Genomic DNA, 23,589 nt, shown 5'->3' with positions numbered 1-23,589 from the left:
CCATGGCCGAGCTCGCAGTGGAGATCGTCTCGGAGGAGAAGGCCATCTGGAGCGGTGCCGCGTCAGCTGTGTCGGCGCGCACCGTCAACGGTGAGATCGGCATCCTCCCGGGCCACAGCCCGATGCTCGCCGTCCTGGGTGACGGTGAGGTCGTGGTGCGCACCGTGGACGGCAGGACCGTCACGGCGCAGGCCAGCGGCGGGTTCTTCTCCGTGGACCACGACCGCGTGGTGATCGCCGCCTCCTCCGCCCATCTGGGCGAGGCGGCCTGAACGGCTGCGCCTGACATGAAGGGTCTGGTGCTGCTCCTGTTCGGGGTGCTGGCGGTGTGCGCACTGCTGGTGCTGCTGGTCGGGGCGCGGCGCCGGGCCCTTCTGCGCGCCCCGGGCGCGTTCCCGGCCTGGGTGGTGGACGAGTCGGGCCGGCGTCGCCGTGCCGTGGGCCGCTACGACGCCGAACGGCTCTGGCTCACAGGCCGCTGGCGCCTGAGCCGCACCCGGTGGGCCACCGCCCGCCACCTGCTGGACCTGAACCGTCTGCCGCAGAGCCCTGAACCCGGGCGCGTGCGCCTCGGCGTGGGGGAGACGGACCGGCCGGACGGGCCGGGCCTGGTGCTGGAGGTGGACGAGGCCGACGCCGGCGCGTTGCGCGCCTGGGCTGAGGCCGGCCCCTCCCATGCGTGCCGCTCCTGGTGGCGCGCCCCCGGCCAGGCCTGAGCCGCCACCCACGACGTCGGCCCCGCGCCGCCGGCGCAGCGTGCCGGTGCGATGACGTCGACTCAGGGCGCCGGCAACAGGACCCGGCGGCCGCCGTCGTGCGTCCACACGAGGATCCCCGGCGGCGGGGTCCGCTCCGGCAGGCTCCGGCGCGGGGTGTGCACGGCGGCACGGAGCACCGCGTCGGCGGGCAGGCCGGCCCGCAGCAGCGCGGACACCGAGGCCGTCAGGTCCCTCGCCCCACCGGCCAGGGGCGGGCACGCCTCCGTCCCCGCAGACGCCGGGCCCAGGCGTGGGGCGTCGTCCCCGGCGTGCACCGTCGCCGGTCCCAGGCGCAGGTCCACCCCGGCCGGGGCGTCCGTGGCGGCCACGGCGTCCGAGACCAGCACGAGCTGCGGGGCCAGGGCGGGGTCCTCGAACAGCAGCTGCAGCAGCTCCGGGGCCACGTGGACGCCGTCGGCGATCACCTCGGCGCGCACCCGGCCCCGGCGTGCCGCGGCCAGCAGGGTCGGCAGGGGGCCGGGATCGCGGTGGTGGAACGGCCGCATCGCATTGAACAGGTGGGTCACCACGGGCTCTCGACCCACTGCTGACGACGCCGCCCCGGACGACCACGCCTCGGAGGCCGCCGCCCAGCGCTCCACCGCCGCGCCGATCGTGCGGGCGTCGGCGTCGGTGTGCCCGGGGCACGGCACGATCCCGGTGCCGGCCAGTTCCGCGCCCAGGCGCTCGGCACCGGGCAGCTCGGGGGCCAGCGTCACGGTGCGCACCACACCCTCGGGCACCTGCCGCAGCACCGCGAGCACCGCCTGCCCGGCGGGGGAGTCCGGGGTGCAGAGCACGCCGGGGTGGTGGGCCCCGGCACGGGCCGGGCTGAGGAAGGGGCCTTCCAGATGGACGCCGGCCAGCGCACCCTCGTGCACCAGCGGCGCCAGTCGTTCGAGCGCGGCGGCCAGATCCGCGGCGGACAGCGCCGGCAGTGAGGCCAGCACGGCGCCCACCCCGGCACGACGCCGACGCCCCAGCCATGTGCGCAGCGCGGCGGTGGGGGAGGTGGCTGCGTCCACGCCGTCCCCGCCGTGGACGTGGTGGTCGGTCAGTGGGGGAGTCAGCCGCAGCACGTCCGCGGCCCAGCCCCCGCGGGGCACACGGGCTGCCAGCTTGCGCGGCAGCCGCGCCTCCGGGCCGGACCACACCAGGGTGCCCGGGGTGTCGGCACCGTCCGGGGCGGGGCGCCACAGGGCCGCCCAGCGCGGGGCATCGGCGGTGGGGTCGGCGGCCAGGCCGAGCCCGAGGGCACCATGGAGGGCGCCGTGCCGGGCATCACCCACGCGGGCTCTCTCCTCGGCCCCGGTGGTGTGCTCTCCTGCGCTGTGCTTCCCGGTGGGGGAGCGGGCCTCAGAAGAGCCGGGACTCGGCATCGTCCACGCCGCGCATCGCGTCGTAGTCCAGGGTGAGGCAGCGGATGCCGCGGTCCTCGGCCAGCGTGCGGGCCTGCGGCTTGATCTGCTGCGCGGCGAACACCCCGCTCACCGGCGCCAGCAGGGGGTCCCGGTTCATCAGCTCGAGGTAGCGGGTGAGCTGCTCCACGCCGTCGATGTCCCCGCGGCGCTTGAGCTCCACCGCGACCGTCTGCCCTCCGGGGCCACGGGCGAGAATGTCCACCGGGCCGATCGCCGTCATGTACTCGCGGCGCACGAGGGTGTGGCCCTCGCCCAGCAGGCCGATCTGCTCGGCCAGCAGGCGCTGCAGGTCGGCCTCGACGCCGTCCTTCACCAGGCCCGGGTCCACGCCGAGGTCGTGGGAGACGTCCGAGAGGATCTCCTCGAGGTGCACCAGCAGGCGGTCGTCCGTCTTCTTGGCCTGCACCCGCCACACCTGGGTCACCCCCTGCTCGGCGAGCTCGGCGGTGGGCTCCTCCACGTGCAGGGTGGCCGGCGGGGACATCCAGTTCAGGGGCTTGTAGGAGCCGCCGTCCGAGTGCACGAGCACGGACCCGTCCGCCTTGACCATCAGCAGACGGGTGGCGGAGGGCAGGTGGGCGTTGAGGCGGCCCTCGTAGGTCACGGAGCAGCGGGCGATGACAAGACGCACCGCCCCAGTCTAGGGCTCAGGCCGGGGCGCTCCCGGCGGTGCAGGCGCTCTTGACGGGGCCAGCGGCCCACCCGAGGCGTCAGTGATGTGCCAGCATGGAGCCCATGCCCCGTTCCAACCGCCCCCGCCGCTCCGCTGCGGCCCGCCGGGGCGAGCGCTCCGCCGGGGGAGGCGGCCGCCGTCGTGCCGGGCCCGGGCGGGCGGACCCGTTCGAGCAGGCCCTCGGCCTGGACACCGGCTACGAGCACCAGACGGGGTCGGACGGCGGCTGGCATGTGCGGCAGATCCCGGCCTGGCGGGCCGTGAAGGACTACACATGCCCGGGCTGCGGGCGGCGGATCCCCGCCGGCCAGCCGCATCTGGTGGCGTGGCGCTCAGACTGGATCATGGGTGACGAGGACGCCGGCGCGGACCGCCGCCACTGGCATCCCACCTGCTGGCGCACCCGCGCCTCCCGCTGAGCACCGGGCAGGTCAGCGGGCGTCCTGGCGGGGCACGACCACCTCGCGCACGAGCAGCAGCACGGCGGCCGCCGTCGGGATGGCCATGAGCGCGCCGAGCACACCCAGCAGCGCCCCGCCGGCGATCACGGCGATCACGGCGACCGCGGCGGGCACCGAGACGGCCCTGGCCATCACGCGCGGGGACACCACATAGGCCTCCACCTGCAGGTAGATGAAGTAGATCGCCGCGAACAGGGCGGCCGTCTCCCACGACACCATCAGGCTGACGGCGGTGAGGATCAGCCCGCCGGTGACGGCTCCGACCAAGGGGATGAAGGCGAGGATCGCGGCCACGAACGCCAGCAGCACCGGGAACGGGGTGCCGGCCACGGTCATGGCGATGAACGCCACCGAGCCGTTGAGCAGGGCGACCATCGTCTGGCCCATCACGTAGTGGCCCACGGAGGAGGTGATCTTCTCGCCGAGCTCCTGCACCCGGTCCCGTTTGGAGCGCGGGGCCAGCCGGTACACCCAGTACTTCATGTGCGGCAGGGAGGCCAGGAAGTACAGGGTGAGCACCACCACCACGACCGTGGAGAACATCGCGTTCATCACGGTGCGGCCCAGGCCCACCAGCCCGCCGAACAGGTCCGTGACGGCGGCACCGTCCGTGGTGGGGCGGGCGAGGGCGTCGCGCACTGCGTGCTGGATCTGGAAGTGCTCGTCGAGGAACACAAACCACGGGGTGGCCATCACCGAGTCCACGGTGGCGGGCAGGTCCTGCACGAGCTGGGTGGACTGCTCGACCACGGTGGGCACCAGCAGTGCGATGAACGCGGACGCGAGTGAGGCCAGGCCCAGGGCCGCCAGCAGCACTCCGGCCCAGCGGGGGGCGCCGCGGCGCTCGACGGCCCGGACGATCGGGTCCAGCCCGAGGGCGATGAACAGGGCTGCGGCGATCCACACGAGCAGGGACCCGTTGGTCTGCAGCACCCAGACGACGGCGAGCGCCAGGAACACGCCAGTGGTCGCCAGGAATCCGGTGGCCACGGGGGCGCGCAGCAGCACAGTGGTCGGCCCGGGGGCGGCGGTGGGGCGGAGGGCGCTCTCGCCGGAGGAGGGCAGCACGGTGATCTCGGGCAGCCAGGGGTCGCGGTGCCGGATGATCGTGCCCAGCCGGCGGCGCAGCCGGCCGCGGGAGAGGCGGGAACGCTGTCCCTGGGGGGAGTCCGGGGGGCAGCCCTGGCCGGGCTCCTGCGCAAGGCCCTGCCCGACGGTGCCTTCTCTGCCGTTGCCCTCCCTGGTGGCGGGTTCTCCCGCACCGCCGTCCCTGGCGCTGGGGCTGGACGGTGGCGGTCCCGAGTGCGTCCGCGGTCCCGGCCGCGCGGAGGCGGCGGCCTCCTCGGGGCTCGACGCCGGGCCCGCGGGGTCCGGGAAAGCGGAGGCGGCCCCCGCAGGGGTTCCCTCCGAGGCGGGGTCGTCCTGGTCTCGGTTCACGCGCACAGCGTACGGCAGGGCGCGGACGGGACAGCGGCCGGCGTCGGCCGGCGTACTACGGTGGAGGCGGCATCGCGCCCCCCGGACCGTCCCCGGAGGGCGCCCGACGACCCTGGAAGGACCGCACCGTGACCGCTCAGCCCCCCTCCGGTCCGCCCGCCCACCTGCGCGGCGCCGTCGACCTGTCCTCCTTGGCCGCCCCCCGCCCGGCGGCCGCGGGCGGGACCGCCCAGCCGGGGGAGCCAGGGCAGGGCTCCTGGGTGGTGCCGGACGCGGACCAGCGGATGCTCCAGCAGCTGCTCCAGCTCTCCGTGCAGGTGCCGGTGCTGCTGCACCTGCATGTGCCCGGGGACGCCACCAGTGATGCCCTGTACCGGCAGTTCGCCGACGCCGTGGATGCCCGTGGCGGTGCCCTCGTGATGGCCCGGGTGGACGTCATCGCGGACCCCTCCGTGTTGCAGGCCCTCGGCCTGGCCGCCGGGCCGGCCGTGATGGGGGTGGTGGCCGGCCAGCCGGTGCCGCTGGTGAACCAGCAGGTGCCACCCGAGGTGCTGGACCAGCTGATCGGGCAGATCCAGGAGGTCGCCCGGCAGAACGGTGTGGCCGGCACGGTGCCGCCAGTGGCACCTGCCCGGGAGGGGCAGGCTCCGGCCGCCGCGGAGCCGCCGGTGCCCCCGGCCCACCGTGCCGCGCACGAGGCCCTGGCCGCAGGCGACCTGCCCGCCGCCGTCGAAGCCTGGGAGAAGGCTCTGCAGGAGGCCCCGGCCGACGCCGCCGCCCAGCAGGGGCTCGCCGGCGCCCGCCTGATGCTGCGCACGCAGGGCATGGACGCCGCCGCGGTGCGCACGGCAGGTGCTGAGCGGCCGGACGACGTCGGCGCGCAGATCGCCGTGGCCGACCTCGACGTGCTCGGCGGGCACGTGGAGGACGCCTTCGGACGCCTGGTCCGCTTTGTGGCCGCCCACCCGGGCGAGGACCGGGAGACGGCCCGGGCCCACCTGGTGGAGCTGTACACGGTGGTCGGCGGGGAGGACCCGCGCGTGCACGCCTCGCGCCGTCGCCTGGCGGCCGCGCTGTACTGATCCGGGCACGCGCACTGATCCGGGACACGCGCCGGGGTGCGGGGCGCGCGGTTGCTAGCGTGGAGGCATGCGAGCCCATGACGCCCCGGACCCCTCCCTCGCCCTCGTCACCCGGGGGCTGAGTAAACGCTTCGGTGCCAAGGTCGCCCTCGACGGGCTGGACCTGGACGTGCCGGCTGGCTCCTTCTACGGGGTGGTCGGCCCGAACGGCGCCGGCAAGACCACCGCGCTGTCCATGGCCACCGGCCTGCTGCGCCCGGACACCGGCCGTGCCTGGATCCACGGTGTGGACATGTGGGAGCAGCCCCGTCAGGCCAAACGCCGCGTCGGCGTGTTGGCCGATGGCGTGCGCACCTTCGACCGCCTCACCGGCGCACAGCTGGTCACCTATGCGGGCCTGCTCCACGGCATCGACGCGGACACCGTGGCCCAACGCACCGAGGACCTGCTGCGCGTGATGGACCTCCAGGACGCCGGCCGCACGCTCGTGGTGGACTACTCGGCGGGCATGACCAAGAAGGTCTGCCTGGCCGCGGCCATGGTCCACGCCCCGGACGTGCTCGTGCTGGACGAGCCCTTCGAAGCCGTGGACCCGGTCTCCGCGGCGAACATCCGGGACATCCTGCACTCCTATGTGGAGCGCGGCGGCACGGTGATCGTCTCCAGCCACGTCATGGACCTCGTCCAGCGCATGTGCACGCACGTGGCGGTGATCGCCGACGGCACCCTGCGGGCCGCCGGCACGCTGGAGGAGGTCCGCGACGGGCACGACCTCGAGGACCGGTTCGTGGAGCTCGTGGGCGGCCGACACACCTCGGAGGGGCTCTCATGGCTGTGACGGAGCACATCGGCACCCTCGTGCACCTGCGCTGGGCGCTCACCACCAACAGCTGGCGCCGCTCGACCTCGACGATGATCTTCTCGGTGCTCGGCGCCCTGTACCTGCTCGGCGTGGCCGTCGGCGTCTCCATGGGGCTGCTGATGGGCCTGCCGGACATGGGCCCGGACCCGCTGCGCGGCACCATCGGCCTGCTGGTGGCCTCGGTGATCGTGCTGGGCTGGACGGTGCTGCCGCCCCTGTTCACAGGGGTGGACGCCACCCTGGACCCGGTGCGCTTCGCCGTCTACCCGATGCGTCGATCCTCCCTCGTGGCCGGCCTGCTGGCCGGCACCCTCACCACCCCCCTCGGGGCGCTGACGCTGGTGGTGATGCTGGCCCTGGGCGCCTCCTGGTGGGACCGCCCCGCCCTGCTGGCGGTGAGCCTGCCGGCGGCCCTCGTGGCCACCGTGACGGCCGTGGCGCTCTGCTACGGCACGGCGGGCCTGCTGGCGGCGGTGACCGGCCGGCGTCGGGTGCGCGAGCTCATCTCCATCCTGGTGCTCGTGCCGCTGATGCTCAGCGGGTTCGCCTTCGCCCAGCTGCTGGAGTCCCTCGACGAGCTGCTCGCCCTGGGCGTCTCGGTCGCCCAGGTGCTCGCCTGGACCCCGTTCGGCGCGGCCTTCGCGGCGGTGGACGCCGCGGCCGCCGGGGCCCCGGCCCGGGCCGTGCTGTTCGCGGTGCTCGCCCTGGCCTGGTGCGCCGCGGCCCTCGGCCTGTGGGCCCTGGCGATCCGACGGGTCGTCGAGCCGGCGCCCACCCGCGGCGGCGGCTCCGCTCGGGCACGCCGCGGGGACACGGCCGCGCAGGACAGGCCCCTGCGGGTGTTCGGTCGCCCGGCCACCGGCCCCACCACCGCGGTGGCCGCCCGCGCCCTCGTCTACTGGCTCAAGGACCCCCGCTACTCCGGCTCCCTGCTGGTGCTGCCGGCGTTCGCCGTCCTGCTGCTGTGGATGGGCTCCACCTGGGAGGGCGAGGGGATCGCTGCCTGGGCGCTGTACCTGCTGGCCCCGTTGGTGGCCTGGACGCTGGGCTTCGCGATCTCCGCGGACATCGCCTACGACTACACCGCCTTCCACCTGCATGTGCTCTCCGGCATGGACGGGGTCCACGACCGCGCCGGCCGCGCCCTGGCCCTGGGGCTGTGGGCCCTGCCGCTGGTGGTGGTCATCTCCGTCGTCGGCGTGGCCGTGCCGGGCACCTGGCACCACCTGCCGGCGCTGCTGGGCTTCTCGGTGGGCACGTTCCTGACCATGCTCGGGCTGGCCTCGTTCGTCTCGGCCCGGTTCATCTACCCGGTGCCCAAGCCGGGTGACTCCCCGCTGGCCACCCCGCAGGGTGCCATGATGCGCATCATGCTGGTCCAGCTGGCCACCGTCGCGGCCTCCGTGCTGGTGTGCCTGCCGCTGCTGGTGATGGCCGGCGTCTACGTGTTCGGGCAGGGGCCGGTGCTCGGTTGGGCGCTGCTGGCCGTGGGCCCGGGCTGGGGTGCCCTCGCGCTGTGGCTGGGCATCCGCTGGGGCGGGGCCTGGTACGACCGCGCCCAGGCGGAGACCTTCCAGGCCGTGAAGGCCTGGTGAGGGACTGGGTAGACTCCGGGGCCATGAGCATTCCCTCGGACCCCTTCGAGAACGATCCGCTGTCCCCGGCCGGCGGCGGCACCTCCGTCCTGGAGCGCGAACGGCAGCTCCAGGACGTCGAGCCGGGGGACCACGAGCGCTTCGCGCACTATGTGCGCAAGGAGAAGATCATGGAGTCCGCCCTCTCCGGCGAGCCCGTGATCGCCCTCTGCGGCAAGGTGTGGGTGCCGGGCCGGGACCCGAACAAGTTCCCCGTGTGCCCCACCTGCCAGGAGATCTATGACGGTCTGCGCGACCCCCAGGACGGCGACGGCGGCGGTCAGGGCGGCGGCAAGCGCGGCGGCTTCTTCGGTCGCGGACGTGGCTGAGCGCCGCTCGGACCCGAGCGGCGCCGCCCCCGAGCCGGCCCAGCAGGACCTCTTCCACGTCGGCGAGGACCTCCCCCCGGCGCTGCCCGAGCGCGCCGCCTGGGGCACCGCCGGCAAGCTGCGCCAGTGGCAGCAGGAGGCCCTGGAGAAGTACCTCACGGAGGCCCCGCAGGATTTCCTGGCCGTGGCGACCCCCGGCGCGGGCAAGACGACCTTCGCGCTGCGCGTGGCCAAGATCCTGCTCGACTCGGGCGTGGTGCAGCGGCTCACCGTGGTGGCCCCCACCGACCACCTCAAGCGCCAGTGGGCGGACAACGCCGCCCGCGTGGGCATCGCGATCGACCCCAACTTCAAGAACGCCGACGGGCGCCACGGGGCCGAGTACCGCGGCGTCGCCCTCACCTACGCCCAGGTGGCGAACAAGCCGGTGCTGCACCGCAACCGCACGGAGGCCGCCAAGACCCTCGTGATCCTCGACGAGATCCACCACGGCGGCGACGCGCTGAGCTGGGGCGAGGGAATCCGGGAGGCGTTCGAGCCGGCCACCCGCCGCCTGTCCCTGACCGGCACCCCCTTCCGCTCGGACACCGCAACCATCCCGTTCGTCCGCTACGAGCTCGGCCAGGACGGCATCGAGCGCTCCAAGGCGGACTACACCTACGGCTACGGGCCCGCCCTGCGGGACCACGTGGTGCGTCCGGTGATCTTCATGGCCTACTCGGGGCAGATGCGTTGGAAGACCTCCACCGGTGAGGTCATGGAGGCGCAGCTGGGCGAGGCCGCCACCAAGGACATCACCGCCTCCGCCTGGCGTACCGCCCTGGACCCGGCCGGCGAGTGGATCCCGGCCGTGTTGCGCGCGGCGGACCGGCGCCTCACGGAGGTGCGCCGCAACGTGCCCGACGCCGGCGGTCTGGTGATCGCCACCGACCACCAGGACGCCAAGGCCTACGCCGCGCAGTTGCAGGCGCTCACGGGCCAGCGCCCGGCGGTCATCCTCTCCGACGACAAGGGCGCCTCGGACCGCATCGAGGAGTTCGCCGCCTCGGACGAGCGCTGGATGGTGGCCGTGCGCATGGTGTCCGAGGGCGTGGACGTGCCCCGGCTCTGCGTGGGCGTCTACGCCACCTCCACCTCCACGCCCCTGTTCTTCGCGCAGGCGGTGGGGCGCTTCGTGCGCTCGCGGCGCCGCGGGGAGATGGCCTCCGTGTTCCTGCCCTCGGTACCACAGCTGATGCTGCTGGCCAACGAGATGGAGCTCGAGCGGGACCACGCCCTGGACCGCAGGGAGGGGGCCGTCGGCGTCGAGGACTTCGAATCCCTGGAGGACGCCCCGGAGGAGGACCAGATCGCCGAGGCCAACCGGGCCGAGCGCGGCTCGGACGCCCTCACCCGGGAGCGGTTCCAGGCCCTGGAGTCCCAGGCGAGCTTCGACAAGGTCCTGTTCGACGGCGGTGAGTTCGGCCTCGGCGGGGCCGTGGGCTCGGAAGAGGAGCTGGACTTCCTGGGCATCCCGGGCCTGCTGGATGCCGAGCAGGTGTCCGCGCTGCTGCGCCAGCGCCAGCAGGAGCAGATCCGGCGCAAGCCGAAGGCGGCGGCCCCGGCCGAGCCGCGCGACGTCGTCGACCACCGCCGCATGAAGGAGCTGCGCTCGGAGCTGTCCAAGTCCGTTTCCGCGTGGGCGGCCCGCTCGGGGCAGCCGCACGGGGTGATCCACAACCGGCTCCGGGAGATCTCCGGCGGCCCGGCCGTGGCGCAGGCCTCGAAGGAGCAGCTGGAGAAGCGCCTGGAGACCCTGCGCGGCTGGTTCGTCGGGCGCACCTGAGCGGCGCGGGGGCTCAGCCCTCGCGGAGCAGGGCGCCGGCGGCCTCCATCTCGTGCAGGGCGGCTTGGGAGGCGGCCTCGTCGACGCCGGCGCACAGGTCGGTCCGCACCGTCACCTCGTACCCGGCTTCGAGGCCGTCGAGCACGGTGGCGCGCACGCAGTGGTCCGTGGCGATCCCCACCACGGTGATCGCCTCGATGTCGTGCTCGCGCAGCCACTCGTCCAGGCCAGGGCCGCCCTCGGCCGCCTGCGCCGCGCCTCTGGTGGCACCGTAGGGGCCGGCGGCGGCGGACGCCTCCTCGCCGGCGCGGACGGCGTCCGGGTCCCCAGCGTGGCCGTCGAAGCCCGAGTAGCCGTCCGAGTGCTGGCCCTTGAGGAACTCGGCGTCGAGGTCGAGGTCCTCGGCGGAGAGATCCGGGTGCAGCTCGGCACCCGGGGTGCCGGCCACGCAGTGCACCGGCCAGGTGCGCACGAAGTCCGGCTCAGCCCCGGCCGGGTCCAGGGCGGAGGCCGCGAAGTGCGGGTGCGGGTCCACATGCCAGTCGCGGGTGGCGATCACGGCCGCGTACTCCGGGCGGGCCTCATCGAGGTGGTCGGCGATCGCGGCGGCGACGTCGGCCCCGCCGGTCACGGCCAGCGCACCGCCCTCGCAGAAGTCGTTCTGCACGTCCACGATCACGAAGGCGCGGTTCTCGGCCATAGGTCAGTCCTCCTGGAACACGGTGGGGATCACGGGCTCGCCCGGCTGCAGGCGGGCCGCAGCCGGCGGCAGCTCCCGCAGGGACGCGGCGTGGCGCTCGGCGGCGCGGGTGACGGCCTCCGGGCCGATCCAGCCCGGCAGCAGCTCGCCGCCGCGCACGAACTCCTGCAGCAGCGGGCGGTCGTCGGCGTCCACGTGGGGGCGGCGGTTCACGCCGACCAGCTCGGCGGTGGCGCGGCCGGTGCGGTCGAGTCGGCGGGCGGCGTCCTTGCGGCCACCGTGGGAGGCCTTGCCGGAGGAGGCCTTGGCCACGTCCACCCAGGTGCCGTCCTCGCCCTGACGGGCCACGAGCTTGTACACCATGGCCGCAGTGGGGGCCCCGGAACCGGTCACCAGACGGGTGCCCACGCCGTAGGAGTTCACGGGGGCCGAACGCAGGGACGCGATGGCGTACTCATCGAGGTCCGAGGTCACCATGATCCCGGTGGAGGTGTTGCCGAGGCTGTCGAGCAGCTCCCGCACCCGGTGGGCCTGCTCCACGAGGTCGCCGGAGTCCAGGCGCACGTTGCGCAGGCTGGGTCCGGCCACCTCGACGGCGGTGCGCACCCCCTGCTCGACGTCGTAGGTGTCCACGAGCAGGGTGGTGGCGGGGCCGAGCGCGGCCACCTGGGCCTCGAACGCGGCCCGCTCGGAGTCGTGCAGCAGGGTGAAGGAGTGGGCGGCGGTGCCGACGGTGGGCAGGCCGTAGCGGCGGGCGGCCTCCAGATTGGAGGTGGCGGTGAACCCGGCGATCGCGGCGGCGCGGGCGGCGGCCACGGCGGACTCCTCGTGGGTGCGGCGCGAGCCCATCTCCGCGCACGGGCGCTCGCCGGCTGCGGCGGTCATGCGCGAGGCGGCCGAGGCCACGGCGGAGTCGTAGTTGAGGATCGAGAGCAGGTACGTCTCGAGGATGCAGGCCTCCGCGAAGGTGGACTCCACCTGGAGGATGGGGGAGCCGGGGAAGTAGGCCTCACCCTCGGCGTAGCCGACGATGTCCCCGGAGAACTGGAAGCCGCGCAGCCATTCGAGGGTGTGATCGTCCACCACGCCCCGGTTCGCGAGCAGGTCCAGCTCGGCGGTGTGGAAGCGGAAGCGGGCCAGCCCCTCCAGTGCCCGGCCGGTGCCGGCGACCACGCCGTAGCGGCGGCCGTCGGGCAGGCGGCGGGAGAACAGCTCGAAGCGGCTGCGCCGGTGGGCGGTCCCGGCCTTCAGGGCGGCCTGGAGCATGGTCAGCTCGTAGTGGTCCGTCATGAGGGCGGTGGGGATGCGCCAGTCGGCGGCACCCCCCGCCGGGGTCGGAGGCTGGACGGTCTCGTTCTGCACGGTCTGGCTCACATGCTCACCCTAGCCGACGGCCCACCCGCGCTGACGGGCATGTCCGGCGGCTCTAGACTGTGCCCATGCGTGCCCACCATCCCGCCGACCAGGGACGACCCCGAGCGTCGCTGCCCGGCCCCGAGCACGGCGCCGGGTCGGACACCGCCCTGCTGGAGCGCCCTCGCGAGGACCTCTCCACGGCCCGGCCCTGGAATGTGGTCGTCTGGAACGACCCGGTGAACCTGATGAGCTACGTGTCCTACGTGTTCCGCTCCCACTTCGGGTACTCCAGTGCGCGGGCCCGCGCCCTGATGCTGGAGGTCCACGAGCGCGGACGGTCCGTGGTGTTCACCGGCGGCCGGGAGGTCGCTGAGGGGCACGTGGGCGCCCTGCACGGCTACGGACTGTGGGCCACGCTCGAACAGGACGAGGACTGAGGGGGGCCCGGTGGCACAGAGGTTCCGTTGGACCCCGCGCGGCTACGAGGCCGACCTCGAGCAGGCGGAGGTGCGCCTGCTGCGCGGGCTCGTCAAGGACGTGGTGACGCTGCTGGAGGGCCGCCGCGAGCAGGTGCGCGCCGACGCCGCGGACGCCCCGCCGGCCGGGCACGACGCCGCGGACCCGTTCTGGTCACTCGTGGGCGGCCTGGACGTGGGCCGGGAGGGGGGCCGGGCTGCCCCGGAGGACGCCGCCGTCGCCCGTCTGCTGCCGGACTCCCTCCCGGACGCCGCCCCGGAGGAGGCCGCCCGCCAGCGGGCGCTGACCGAGGACGCCGTCACGGACGCCAAGCTCGACGACGCCCGGCGCGCCCTCGAGGTGCTGCGCTCCACCCGCCTGAGCGTGGCCCCCGAGCACGCCGCGTCCTTCGGCCGCGCCCTCAACGACGTGCGCCTCGTGCTCGCCGCCCGCCTGGGCGTGGAGACGGACGAGGACGCCGCCCGCATCCACGACGTGGACCACTGGCGGCGCGCCGAGGACGTGGAGTCCACGATGGCCCTGCTGTACAACTTCACCACCTGGCTGCTCGAGACCCTCATGGAGGAGATGCTCCGCGAGCTGCCCGACGACGGCCCCTCAGGGCCCGGCACCACGGATGAGGGGAGCCCGGAATGAACGGGACGCAGAACACGGACCGACCGGCGGCGGGCCCCACCGCGCCCATCGGGGTGTTCGACTCCGGGGTGGGCGGGCTGACCGTCGCCCGGGCGATCATGGACCAGCTGCCCCACGAGCCGATCATGTACGTGGGGGACACCGCGCGCGCCCCCTACGGGCCGCGGCCGATCGCCCAGGTGCGCGCCCTGGCCCTGGGCATCATGGACGAGCTCGTCGACGCCGGCGTCAAGGCCCTGGTGATCGCGTGCAACACGGCCTCGGCGGCGGTGCTGCGTGATGCACGCGAGCGCTACACGGGCCGGCTCGGGATCCCCGTGGTGGAGGTCATCCAGCCGGCCGTGCGCCGGGCGGTGGCGGCCACGCGCAACGGCCGGATCGGAGTGATCGGAACGGCGGCGACCGTGGGCTCGCGCGCCTACGAGGACTCGTTCTCCGCGGCCCCGCACCTGCAGGTCACCTCGGCAGCGTGCCCCCGGTTCGTGGAGTTCGTGGAGGCGGGGGTGACCACCGGCCCGGAGCTGCTGGAGACCGCCGAACAGTATGTGGCTCCGCTCAGGGCCGCCGGGGTGGACACCCTCGTGCTCGGCTGCACCCACTACCCGCTGCTCACCGGTGCGCTGTCGTTCGTGATGGGCGAGGACGTCACGCTCGTCTCCTCCGCGGAGGAGACCGCCAAGGACCTCTACCGCGCCCTGGTGCGCCACGGCCTCGAGCACCCGCATGCGGCGGCCGGGTCCGCTGCTGTGCCCGACCACCGGTTCGCGGCCACGGGGGACTCCGAGCACTTCCAGGCCCTGGCCCGGCGCTTCCTCGGTCCCGAGGTGGGGCAGGTCAGCCGTCTGGAGCCGATCCGGGAGCGGTACCCCACCGCGTCCCTGACGGCGCTGACCCCGGACGTGCTGGCGCGGCTGCGCCGGGAGATGGAGCAGGAGGGCACCCGATGAGGCTGACGGTCATCGGAGCCTCCGGCTCCTTCCCCGGGCCGGGCTCGCCGGCCTCCTGCTACCTGTTGACGGCGCAGGGCCCGGCCGAGGACGGCGGCACCCGCCCCTGGCGGATCCTCCTGGACCTGGGCAACGGTGCCCTGGGCGTGCTGCAGCGCCACATCCGCCTGGACCAGATCGACGGGGTGCTGCTCTCCCACCTGCACCCGGACCACTGCATGGACCTGTGCGGCCTGCACGTGGCGGTGCGCTGGCACCCGGACGGTTGGTCCCGCGGGCGGATCCCGGTGCTGGGCCCGGCGGCCACCGCCGACCGCCTGGCCGAGGCCTACGGGATGGACCCGGACCCGGGCATGCACCCGGACTTCGCGTTCACCACGTGGAGGCCCGGGCACACCGAGACCCTCGGCCCGTTCAGCATCACCCCCCACCCGGTGCGCCACCCCATCGAGGAGGCGTACGCGCTGCGGGTATCCGCTGAGGTGACCGGTGAGGACGGCACCGTCCGCACCCGCGTGCTCACCTACTCGGGCGACACCGACGAGTGCGAGGGCCTGGTGGAGGCGGCCCGGGATGCGGACCTCTTCCTCTGCGAGGCCGCTTTCCACGAGGGCCGGGACGATGCCCTCCGGGGCGTCCACCTGACCGGGCTGCGTGCGGGCCAGGCGGCCTCCCAGGCCGGGGCCCGATCCCTGCTGCTGACCCACCTGCCCGTGTGGAACGACCCGGCCGCGACCGTCCGGGAGGCCTCCGCCGCCTACGACGGCCCGCTGTCCGTGGCGGCCTCGGGCCTGGGCTATCGCGTCTGAGCCGCCCCTAGACTGGGGGCCATGACCCAGACCCCCTCCGCCGTGACCCGCCAGGACGGGCGCGCCGTCGACGAGCTGCGCCCCATCACCATCACCCGCGGGTTCTCCCGCCAGGCCGAGGGCTCCGCGCTCGTGGAGTTCGGCGGCACCCGGGTGCTGTGCACCGCCTCCTTCACGGAGGGTGTGCCCCGCTGGCTCAAGGGCCAGGGCACCGGCTGGGTCACCGCCGAGTACGCGATGCTCCCACGGGCCACCTCGGAGCGGAACGCCCGTGAGTCGGTCAAGGGCAAGATCGGCGGCCGCACCCATGAGATCTCCCGCCTGATCGGCCGGTCCCTGCGCGCCGTCATCGACCTGTCCGCCCTCGGCGAGAACACGATCGTCCTGGACTGCGACGTCCTCGACGCCGACGGCGGCACCCGCACCGCCGCCGTCACGGGTGCCTATGTGGCCCTCGCCGAGGCCGTGGCCTGGGCCCGCCGGGAGCGGATCCTCGCCGCGGACGCCGCCGTACTCACGGACTCGGTCTCCGCCGTGTCCGTGGGGATCATCGACGGCACCCCCATGCTGGACCTGCCCTACGTGGAGGACGTGCGGGCAGAGACGGACATGAACGTGGTGGTCACCGGCTCCGGCCGGTTCGTGGAGGTCCAGGGCACCGCCGAGGGCACCCCGTTCGACCGCGCCGAGCTGGACACCCTGCTGGACCTGGCCCTGCACGGCACCGCCGAGCTCGCCCGCATCCAGGCCGCCACCCTCGGCGGGGAGGCCGCATGAGCGGCGCGGCCGTCCCGGAGGGGGCGCGCGTCGTGCTCGCCACCCGCAACCAGGGCAAGGTCCGGGAGCTGCGGGCCCTGCTCGCCGCGGCCCTGCCGGAGCTGGACGTCGAGACCGCCGTGGTGGACGCCGGCGCCGTGGACGCCCCGGACGTCGTGGAGGACGGGGTGACGTTCGAGGAGAACGCGCTGAAGAAGGCCCGCCAGGTCGCCGCCCACACCGGTCTGGTGGCCGTCGCGGACGACTCGGGCCTGGCCGTGGACGTGCTCGGCGGGGCCCCGGGGATCTTCTCCGCCCGGTGGGCCGGCCGCCACGGGGACGACGCCGCCAACCTCCGGCTGCTGCTGGACCAGCTCGCGGACGTCCCGGACGAGCACCGCGGGGCCACGTTCGTGTGTGCCGCCGCGCTGGCCGTGCCCGGCGGGCCCGAGCACGTGGAGCTCGGCCGCCTCGAGGGCACGCTGCTGCGTGAGCCCGTGGGGGAGGGCGGCTTCGGGTACGACCCGATCCTCCGCCCGGCCGGCCAGACGCGCTCCACCGCCCAGCTCAGCCCTGAGGAGAAGAACGCGATCAGCCACCGGGGCCAGGCGTTCGACGCGCTGCTGCCGCACCTGGTGGCCGCGCTCACCCCCGCCTCGTGAGCGCCGCCGCCCCGGTGCCGGGCCTGGCGTTCACCGCCATCGACTTCGAGACCGCCAACGGCTTCCGCGGCTCGCCGTGCGCGGTGGGCCTGGTGCGGGTGCGCGAGGGTGTGATGGTGGAGTGGGCCAGCTGGCTGATGCGCCCGCCGGCCGGCTTCGACCGCTTCGACCCGCGCAACGTGCGCATCCACGGCATCCTCGCCGAGCAGGTGGCCCGGGCCCCGCGCTTCGGCGAGCTCTGGGAGCAGATCGCCGCGTTCATCGGCGAGGATGTCCTCGTGGCGCACAACGCCGCCTTCGACCTCGGCGTGATCGAGTCCGCTCTGGAGGTTTCCGGCGCGGACGTGCCTTCCCTCGACTACGCCTGCACGCTCGCGCTCTGCCGCCGTATCTACGATCTCGCCTCCTACGCCCTGCCCTCCGCCGCTGCGGAGGCCGGGTTCACCCCCGGGCGGCACCACGACGCGCTCGCGGACGCTGAGGCGTGCGCGGCGGTGCTGGTGGACCTGACCCGCCGGGCGGTGGGCCCGGACGGCGGCGGTGTGGACGCGCTGCTGCACTCCCAGGGGATGCGGCGCAGCCGCCTGCACGGGCACCCGGCCGGGCCGGAGCAGGAGTCCCGGGCCACCCGGCAGGCCCGCGGCATGGCGGACCTGTTCGACGCGCGGGTGCCCCTGCGGGACGAGCGGGTGATGCCGGACTTCATGCGCTGGCCGGACGAGGGCGTCAACCCGCCCCCGAACCCCGACGCCGCCCCGGGCCATCCGTTGTACCGGCAGACGGTGGTGTTCACCGGTGGGATCGCGATGTCCCGACAGGCGGCCAAGCAGCGGGCGGCACACCACGGGGCGCAGACCGCGAACCGGGTGAATGCGGCCACCACCATGCTCGTGGTGGGGGATGGCTTCGAGGCGGCGGATCTGCAGCGGCCCACCGGCGAGGGGGCCGGGCGGCCGGAGGCGGTGACCGGGGCGCTGGGGCACCGCAAGACCCGCGATGCACTGCGTCGCCGCGCCCAGGGGCAGGCGATCGCGCTGGTCACCGAGGCCGAGTTCCTGCAGATGATCGGCGGGGCCTGGCCGCAGCCGCCGCGCTGAGGTCCGCCTGGGGCTGTCGGGGGGACTGCTTCGAGCTGCCGGCGACTGCGGGGCTCAGGTGGTCGCGGCGCGCCAGCGGCGGGCGGCCTCGAGCACCACGTCCCGTTCGGCGATCCAGCCGGGCACACTGACCTCAGCCCCGGCGGTGTCCTGCGGGTCCGCATGCCCGAACACGGCGGTGCCGTGGGCGGCCCCGAGCAGCTGCCCGGTGAGTGAGGCGGTGGTGTCCGAGCCGCCGTCGTGGTTCACCGCGATCCGCAGGGCGAGGCCGAGCGCCTCGGCCGGGGCCTGCGGGTGCGCGGCCTGCGCGGTGAGGGCCGCGTAGACGGCGACGCCCAGGCCCTCCTCGGCCACCCAGCCCTCCCCGAGGGCCTCCGGCAGGGCACCGGGGGCGCCGACGTCGCCATTCACCGTGCCGGCCAGGGAGACGGCCGCCTCCAGTGCGGCCCGGGTCTGCTCCGCATCCTCCCCGACGGTGCCCAGCCAGGCCAGGGCGTGGTCGACGGCGGACGGCAGGTCCGCCCCGCGCAGCAGCTCGGCGATCGTGAGCGCGAACGCCGCGGCCGCGGTCCACGCGGTCGGGTGCCCGTGGCTGAGCACCGCCCCCTGGCGGGCGAGGGAGACGACGTGGCGGTCCTCCAGGCCCGGCACCATGCCGTAGGGGGCCGAGCGCATGACGGTCCCGCTGCCCTTGGCGTCCGGGTTGCACGGGTCCCCGGGCAGGCCCATGCCCGGCGCACCGAGCCCGGACAGGCACGCGTTGCCGGGGGCCCGGCGCACGTGCAGCACCGTGTGGTCGTCGATCCAGCGCGGCGGCGCGGGCGGGGCGCCCTCGGGCAGGTGGCCGTTCTGGGTGGCCCACCAGCGCAGGCAGGCCAGCCACACGCATGCGGCGGGGTCGGCCTGGACGCCCTGGTTCTGCCATTCGATCCACTCGAGCAGCCCGTCCAGCACATAGAGGGTCATCTGCGTGTCGTCCGTGACGGGCAGCACGGGGGTGGCCTCCACGGCCAGCAGCTCCTCCGGGTCGGTGATCCCGGCCGGCCCGTGGGCGGCCACGATGCCCGTGGCCGGCAGGAACTCCACGACGCCGCCCATCGCGTCCCCGGCGGCCCCGGCGGCCAGCAGCGCCAGCACCCGGTCGGCGTGCACGGGACCGGGCAGAGCGGCGGGGGAGTCGGGGTCGGGGGAGGAGGGGCGGCTCATGCGCCCATGCTACGAGCCGGCGTCGGCTATCGTGTCCGCCGCCCTCCCTAGAGTGGGGGCCATGATCCTGCTGCACACCTCGGACTGGCACCTGGGCCGCTCCTTCCACGGCACGGGGCTGCTCGCAGCCCAGGAGGAAGCCATGGAGGCGATGCTGGCCACCGTGCGGGAGCACGCGGTGGACGCCGTGCTCGTGGCCGGGGACGTCTACGACCGTGCTCTGCCCCCCGCGGACGCCGTCCGCCTCCTGGACCGCACCCTCGCCCGCCTGCAGGCCGAGGGCGTTCCGGTGGTGCTCACCAGCGGCAACCACGACTCCGCCGTCCGCCTCGGCTTCGGCGGGGCCCTGATGGCCGCCGCCGGCGTGCACGTGCGCACAGACCCGGACGCCTGCGCTGAGCCCGTGGTGCTCACCGAGCGGGACGAGGGCGGCGCCGTCGTCCAGCAGGTGGCCGTCTACGGGCTGCCCTACCTCGAACCGCGCCACCAGGGCCCCGCCTGGGGTGTGGCGCCCCACCACACGGCCGTGACGACCGAGGCGGTGCGGCGGATCCGCGCGGACCTCACCGCCCGGCGAGCCGACGCGCAGACCCCCGTGGCCAGCGTCGTGATGGCCCACCTGTTCGCCGCCGGCGGCGAGGGCAGCGACTCCGAACGGGACATCGGCGAGGGCGAGCACCCAGCCCCGCAGGAGGCCCCGCACCAGGCCCCCGAGGCGTTGGTCGGCACGCTCGGGCAGGTGCCCGTCGGCGTGTTCGACGGGCTCGACTACGCCGCCCTCGGCCACCTGCACGGGCGCCAGCGGCTCACCGAGTCCGTCCGCTACTCCGGCTCCCCCCTGCCCTACTCCTTCTCCGAGGCCCGCCACCGCAAGGGAGCCTGGCTCGTGCACATGGAGGCCGGCGCCCTCACCCGGGTCCAGGAGGTCGACTGGGAGGCCGGCCGGCGCCTGGCCGTGCTCTCCGGCACCCTCGAGGACCTGCTGAGCTCCCCGGAGCACGCCTGGGCCGAGGAGCGCTGGGTGCAGGCCACCGTCACGGACGACGAACGCCCCGAACGAGCCCTGGAACGGCTCAAGTCCCGCTTCCCGCACGTGCTCGTGTTCCGCCACGAGCCCGCTGGTGGACCCCGCGCCCGGACCCGCACCTACGCGAGGCTGCTGCGGGAGACCCCCTCGGACCACGCGCTCGCGGTGGGGTTCGTGGACCACGTGCGCCAGCGGCCGGCCACCGGCCCCGAACAGGACCTGCTGCGGGACGCCCTCGAGGCCGCCCGCCTGAAGGAGGCACAGGCATGAGGATCCACCGGATGCGTCTGACGGGCGTCGGCCCCTTCGCCGAGACCCAGGAGATCGACTTCGACGCCCTCAACGAGGCCGGGCTCTTCCTGCTGGACGGGCCCACCGGGGCCGGCAAGTCCACTGTGCTGGCCGCCCTGTGCTTCGCGCTCTACGGCTCCGTGCCCGGCGGCCGCGGGGCAGACTCCCTCGTGACCACCCTGCGCGAACCCGGCACCGTGATCCCGGAGGTCGAGGTGGAGTTCACCGTGCAGGGCCGGCGGTTCGAGGTCCTCCGCTCGCCCCGGCACCAGAGGCCCCGCAAGCGGCGCAGCGCGGACGGGTCCACCACCGTGGAGACCCAGGCCTCCGTGAGCCTGCGCGAGTACGTGGACGGGCAGTGGCAGGCCCCGCTGACCCGTGCCGACGAGGTGGGCCAGCAGATCGGCGCTGTGCTGCGCCTGGACGCCGAGCAGTTCATGCAGGTGGTCCTGCTGCCGCAGGGCCAGTTCGCCGAGTTCCTGCGGGCCTCCTCCGGCGAGCGTCAGCGGCTGCTGCGCCGGCTCTTCGGCACGCAGCGCTTCGACCGGGTGGAGGAGCACCTCAAGCAGGAGCACGCCCGCCTCGGCGGGCTCGTGTCCGCCGACGCCCACACCGCCCAGAGCGCACGCACGCAGCTGCACCGGGTGCTCACCGGGGCGCTGGGGGAGCCGTGGCACGGCGAGGCGGAGCCAACCGAGGAGGACGACGCCCTGCTCCGGCTCGCCCGGGAGCGTACGGAGCAGGCCCACCGCACCGCGCAGACAGCCCGGGACGAGGCCGCCGCACGCCAGAGCGCCGCCCGCGCCGCCGTGGGGGAACTCGAGGACCGCGCACAGGCCCTCGCCGCGGCCGCCGGCTGGAGCGAGCGCACACAGCGGCACCGCGCCGCCGAGGAGGGGGTCGCCGCCGCCCGCCGGGCCGTGGCCGCCCACGAACGGGCCGGCCGGGTGCTCAGCGCCGCCGAGCGCGCCGCCGAGGCGCAGAACGCCCTGGATGCCGCCGAGGATGCCCAACAGACGGCCCGGCAGGCCGCCGAGGCCCTCCCCGCGGCCCGGACCTGGCTGGCCGAGGCCGCGGCCGACGTCGGCCCGACGGAGAGCACCGACACGGACGAGAGCACTGAGAACCCGAAGAGCACCGAGAACCCGGAGAGCACTGAGGACACGGAGAACACTGAGGACACGGAGAACACCGGGGCGCTGACCGAGGGCGTCGCCCGGGCCGCCCGTCAGCGCGCCGAGCAGGCCGCCGACGTGCTCGTCCGGGCCACGCAGGACGACGCCCACCGCGAGCGCCTCGAGGCCGAGCAGAGGAGTGCCCTCGAGCGGCGGGAGCGGATCGCCGAGGCCCTGGCCGCCCTCGCCCAGGACCGCGAAGCACAGGAGCAGGAACGCGCCGCGCTCGCCCGCGCCGTCCAGGTCGGGGCCGAGCGCCAGGGCGCGGCCGAGGCCGTGGACCGTCAGGTCGCGGAGGCCGAGCGGCGCCGGGCCGCGGCCGAGACCGCCCAGCAGCGCCAGACCGAGGCGGAGGCCGCCGCCCAGGAGCACGCCCGCCGGGCCGAGGAGGCCGAGGCCACCGCACGGACCCACGTGGACCTGCTGCGGGCCCGCTACGAGCAGGCCGCCGCAGAGCTGGCCGGGCGCCTCGTCCCCGGTGAGCCCTGCGCCGTGTGTGGCTCCGTGGAGCACCCGGCCCCGGCCGCGCGCACGGACTCGGTCGTCACCGAGGCGGACGTCTCCGCCGCCGAGGCCGCCCGCCAGGCCGCCGAGGCCGAGGCCGCCGCCGCACAGTCCCGCTCCACCGCCGCCCAGGAGGCGCTGGGCACGGCCCGGGAGGCCGCCGGCGGGCTGTCCCTGGCCGGGGCGACCGCCGCCCTCGACCGGGCCCGCGCCGAGCAGGACGGGCTCCGCGAGGCAGCCCGCGCCCTGGCCGAGGACCGCCGTCGTCTGGCCCGGGCCGAGCAGGAGATCGCCCGTGCCGGCGAGGAGGCCGCCGCCCTCACCGCGGAGGACGGGCGGCTCGAGGAGGCCCACGCCCACCGCGGGGACCGGATCGCCGAGCTCGTCGAAGCCGTCGACCGGGCCCGGGCCGGCGCGCCCAACCTCGAGGAGCGCCGCACCGAGGTGACGCAGGCCCAGGCTGCCCTCGAGAACCTCGCCGAGGCCCTCTCCGCGCGCGCACGGGCCGCGGTCCGCGCCGAGGAGACCGCCGCCGCCCTGGCCTCGGCCCTCGCCGAGCAGACCCTGCCGGACGTCTGCACCGCCCGTCGGGCCCGCCTGCCGGAGGCGGAGGCCGCCGAGCACGCCGAGGCCGTCCGCGCCTGGGACGCCGAGGAAGCCGGACTGGCCGAGCTGGCCGCCACGGAGGCGGTCCGTCGAGGCCGGGACCTGGCCGCCGAGGGGGTCGCCGCCCCCACCGAGGAGCAGACCGCGGCCGCCGCCGCAGCCCTGGCCGCCGCCGAGGCGGAGACGGGGCGGACGGCCGAGGCCGTGGGCCGCCTCGAGAGCCTCGTGGACGAGGTCCGGCGGCACAGCGAGGCCCTGCAGGAGGTGCTCGGACGCAGCGCCGCGCTGATCGAGGAGCACCGGCGGGTGGGCGGACTGCTCGACCTCGTGCGCGGCGGCGGGGAGAACCAGCTCAAGATGCCCCTGACCAGCTACGTGCTGGCCGGACGGCTCGAGGAGGTGGCCGCGGCCGCCACCGAGCGGCTGCTGCGGATGTCCGACCAGCGCTACTCCATCGAGTACTCGGACGCCGTCGGCGGACGCGGCACCAAGGGGCTCGAACTGGTCATCCGGGACCACTACGTGGACGAGACCCGCCACCCCGCCACGCTCTCAGGCGGCGAGACCTTCATGGCCTCCCTCGCCCTCGCCCTGGGCCTGGCGGACACCGTGCAGGCCGCCGCCGGCGGCGTCGAGCTGGACACGCTCTTCGTGGACGAGGGCTTCGGCTCCCTGGACGCCGACACCCTGGACGACGTCCTCGGCGTCGTGGACACCCTGCGCTCACGGGGGCGGACCGTCGGCCTCGTCTCCCACGTGGACCGCATGCGCCAGGAGATCGGCGTGCGCCTGGAGGTGCGCAAGCACCGGCGCGGCTCCAGCCTCGTGGTGCACGACGGGCGGTGAGCCCCGGCCGCA

General features: G+C 75.1%; 23 protein-coding genes. 17 read left to right on the top strand and 6 right to left on the bottom strand.

Features of this window, described 5'->3' with window-relative positions; all coding sequences use genetic code 11:
- Positions 1-2: 2 nt before the first annotated feature.
- Together SPI96_RS07545 and SPI96_RS07540 are read left to right on the top strand one after the other, a co-directional pair.
- Positions 3-272 carry a F0F1 ATP synthase subunit epsilon gene (locus tag SPI96_RS07545; protein WP_321081751.1) on the top strand — a complete coding sequence of 90 codons (270 nt, stop codon included), beginning with the start codon at positions 3-5 and terminating at the stop codon, positions 270-272.
- A 15-nt stretch (positions 273-287) separates the two neighbouring features.
- Positions 288-716: a DUF2550 domain-containing protein gene (locus SPI96_RS07540; protein ID WP_321081750.1), complete on the top strand. Its 429-nt coding sequence runs from the start codon at positions 288-290 to the stop codon at positions 714-716.
- A gap of 62 nt (positions 717-778) precedes the next feature.
- Here the strand turns inward: SPI96_RS07540 and SPI96_RS07535 are convergent, their stop codons facing one another.
- Together SPI96_RS07535 and nucS are read right to left on the bottom strand one after the other, a co-directional pair.
- Positions 779-2,047, bottom strand: a complete 1,269-nt coding sequence (locus SPI96_RS07535; RefSeq protein ID WP_321081749.1) for an N-acetylglucosamine-6-phosphate deacetylase — start codon at positions 2,045-2,047, stop codon at positions 779-781.
- Between the two features lie 67 nt (positions 2,048-2,114).
- Positions 2,115-2,810 carry an endonuclease NucS gene (gene nucS / locus SPI96_RS07530; RefSeq protein ID WP_321081748.1) on the bottom strand — a complete coding sequence of 232 codons (696 nt, stop codon included), beginning with the start codon at positions 2,808-2,810 and terminating at the stop codon, positions 2,115-2,117.
- 104 nt (positions 2,811-2,914) lie between these two features.
- Here nucS and SPI96_RS07525 point away from each other — a divergent pair, with 104 nt between their 5' ends.
- Positions 2,915-3,271, top strand: a complete 357-nt coding sequence (locus SPI96_RS07525) for a hypothetical protein (RefSeq protein WP_321081747.1) — start codon at positions 2,915-2,917, stop codon at positions 3,269-3,271.
- A gap of 12 nt (positions 3,272-3,283) precedes the next feature.
- On the opposite strand, the gene SPI96_RS07520 is transcribed toward SPI96_RS07525, so the two are convergent.
- On the bottom strand, positions 3,284-4,381 hold the full coding sequence (locus tag SPI96_RS07520; RefSeq protein ID WP_321081746.1) for an AI-2E family transporter: 1,098 nt from the start codon (positions 4,379-4,381) through the stop codon (positions 3,284-3,286).
- Between the two features lie 497 nt (positions 4,382-4,878).
- On the opposite strand from SPI96_RS07520, the gene SPI96_RS07515 reads away from it, so the two are divergent.
- The 5 genes from SPI96_RS07515 (at position 4,879) to SPI96_RS07495 (ending at position 10,482) form a co-directional block, all read left to right on the top strand.
- Positions 4,879-5,832 carry a co-chaperone YbbN gene (locus tag SPI96_RS07515; RefSeq protein WP_321081745.1) on the top strand — a complete coding sequence of 318 codons (954 nt, stop codon included), beginning with the start codon at positions 4,879-4,881 and terminating at the stop codon, positions 5,830-5,832.
- A gap of 67 nt (positions 5,833-5,899) precedes the next feature.
- Positions 5,900-6,670, top strand: a complete 771-nt coding sequence (locus SPI96_RS07510; RefSeq protein ID WP_321081744.1) for an ABC transporter ATP-binding protein — start codon at positions 5,900-5,902, stop codon at positions 6,668-6,670.
- The gene (locus SPI96_RS07505) at positions 6,661-8,289 is read left to right on the top strand and encodes a Tat (twin-arginine translocation) pathway signal sequence (RefSeq protein WP_321081743.1); all 1,629 of its coding nucleotides are present in this window, start codon (positions 6,661-6,663) and stop codon (positions 8,287-8,289) included. The genes SPI96_RS07510 and SPI96_RS07505 overlap by 10 nt, the downstream gene beginning before the upstream one ends.
- A gap of 23 nt (positions 8,290-8,312) precedes the next feature.
- Positions 8,313-8,657: a DUF3039 domain-containing protein gene (locus SPI96_RS07500; protein WP_321081742.1), complete on the top strand. Its 345-nt coding sequence runs from the start codon at positions 8,313-8,315 to the stop codon at positions 8,655-8,657.
- Positions 8,650-10,482 carry a DEAD/DEAH box helicase gene (locus SPI96_RS07495; RefSeq protein ID WP_414601929.1) on the top strand — a complete coding sequence of 611 codons (1,833 nt, stop codon included), beginning with the start codon at positions 8,650-8,652 and terminating at the stop codon, positions 10,480-10,482. The genes SPI96_RS07500 and SPI96_RS07495 overlap by 8 nt, the downstream gene beginning before the upstream one ends.
- Positions 10,483-10,495: 13 nt before the next feature.
- Here the strand turns inward: SPI96_RS07495 and SPI96_RS07490 are convergent, their stop codons facing one another.
- The gene (locus SPI96_RS07490) at positions 10,496-11,182 is read right to left on the bottom strand and encodes an isochorismatase family protein (protein WP_321081741.1); all 687 of its coding nucleotides are present in this window, start codon (positions 11,180-11,182) and stop codon (positions 10,496-10,498) included.
- A gap of 3 nt (positions 11,183-11,185) precedes the next feature.
- Positions 11,186-12,556, bottom strand: coding sequence for a nicotinate phosphoribosyltransferase (locus tag SPI96_RS07485; RefSeq protein ID WP_414601928.1), 1,371 nt, complete (start codon positions 12,554-12,556; stop codon positions 11,186-11,188).
- Positions 12,557-12,621: 65 nt separating this feature from the next.
- Here SPI96_RS07485 and clpS point away from each other — a divergent pair, with 65 nt between their 5' ends.
- The 7 genes from clpS to SPI96_RS07450 are packed head-to-tail and all read left to right on the top strand — an operon-like array spanning position 12,622 to position 17,922.
- Positions 12,622-12,975: an ATP-dependent Clp protease adapter ClpS gene (gene clpS / locus SPI96_RS07480; protein WP_321081740.1), complete on the top strand. Its 354-nt coding sequence runs from the start codon at positions 12,622-12,624 to the stop codon at positions 12,973-12,975.
- A 10-nt stretch (positions 12,976-12,985) separates the two neighbouring features.
- On the top strand, positions 12,986-13,651 hold the full coding sequence (locus SPI96_RS07475) for a DUF2017 family protein (RefSeq protein ID WP_321081739.1): 666 nt from the start codon (positions 12,986-12,988) through the stop codon (positions 13,649-13,651).
- Positions 13,648-14,598, top strand: a complete 951-nt coding sequence (murI, locus tag SPI96_RS07470) for a glutamate racemase (protein ID WP_321081738.1) — start codon at positions 13,648-13,650, stop codon at positions 14,596-14,598. Before SPI96_RS07475 ends, murI begins: the two co-directional genes overlap by 4 nt.
- Positions 14,595-15,407: an MBL fold metallo-hydrolase gene (locus tag SPI96_RS07465; protein WP_321081737.1), complete on the top strand. Its 813-nt coding sequence runs from the start codon at positions 14,595-14,597 to the stop codon at positions 15,405-15,407. The genes murI and SPI96_RS07465 overlap by 4 nt, the downstream gene beginning before the upstream one ends.
- A 21-nt stretch (positions 15,408-15,428) precedes the next feature.
- Entirely contained in the window at positions 15,429-16,184 is a 756-nt protein-coding gene (gene rph / locus SPI96_RS07460) for a ribonuclease PH (protein WP_321081736.1), read from the top strand.
- Entirely contained in the window at positions 16,181-16,825 is a 645-nt protein-coding gene (gene rdgB / locus SPI96_RS07455) for an RdgB/HAM1 family non-canonical purine NTP pyrophosphatase (protein WP_321081735.1), read from the top strand. Before rph ends, rdgB begins: the two co-directional genes overlap by 4 nt.
- Entirely contained in the window at positions 16,822-17,922 is a 1,101-nt protein-coding gene (locus tag SPI96_RS07450) for an exonuclease domain-containing protein (protein WP_321081734.1), read from the top strand. Before rdgB ends, SPI96_RS07450 begins: the two co-directional genes overlap by 4 nt.
- Before the next feature lie 54 nt (positions 17,923-17,976).
- Here the strand turns inward: SPI96_RS07450 and SPI96_RS07445 are convergent, their stop codons facing one another.
- Positions 17,977-19,128, bottom strand: a complete 1,152-nt coding sequence (locus SPI96_RS07445; RefSeq protein ID WP_321081733.1) for an ADP-ribosylglycohydrolase family protein — start codon at positions 19,126-19,128, stop codon at positions 17,977-17,979.
- A 61-nt stretch (positions 19,129-19,189) separates the two neighbouring features.
- Between SPI96_RS07445 and SPI96_RS07440 the strand changes: the two genes are divergently transcribed.
- Both SPI96_RS07440 and SPI96_RS07435 read left to right on the top strand, forming a co-directional pair.
- Positions 19,190-20,425 carry an exonuclease SbcCD subunit D gene (locus SPI96_RS07440; protein ID WP_321081732.1) on the top strand — a complete coding sequence of 412 codons (1,236 nt, stop codon included), beginning with the start codon at positions 19,190-19,192 and terminating at the stop codon, positions 20,423-20,425.
- Positions 20,422-23,577, top strand: coding sequence for an SMC family ATPase (locus SPI96_RS07435; protein WP_321081731.1), 3,156 nt, complete (start codon positions 20,422-20,424; stop codon positions 23,575-23,577). Before SPI96_RS07440 ends, SPI96_RS07435 begins: the two co-directional genes overlap by 4 nt.
- Positions 23,578-23,589: the final 12 nt, after the last annotated feature.

This window comes from Micrococcus sp. (assembly GCF_034179925.1).
Taxonomy (GTDB): Bacteria; Actinomycetota; Actinomycetes; order Actinomycetales; family Micrococcaceae; genus Micrococcus.
The sequence above is the reverse complement of the archived record's forward strand: the minus strand, read 5'-3'. Positions and strand labels throughout refer to the sequence as shown.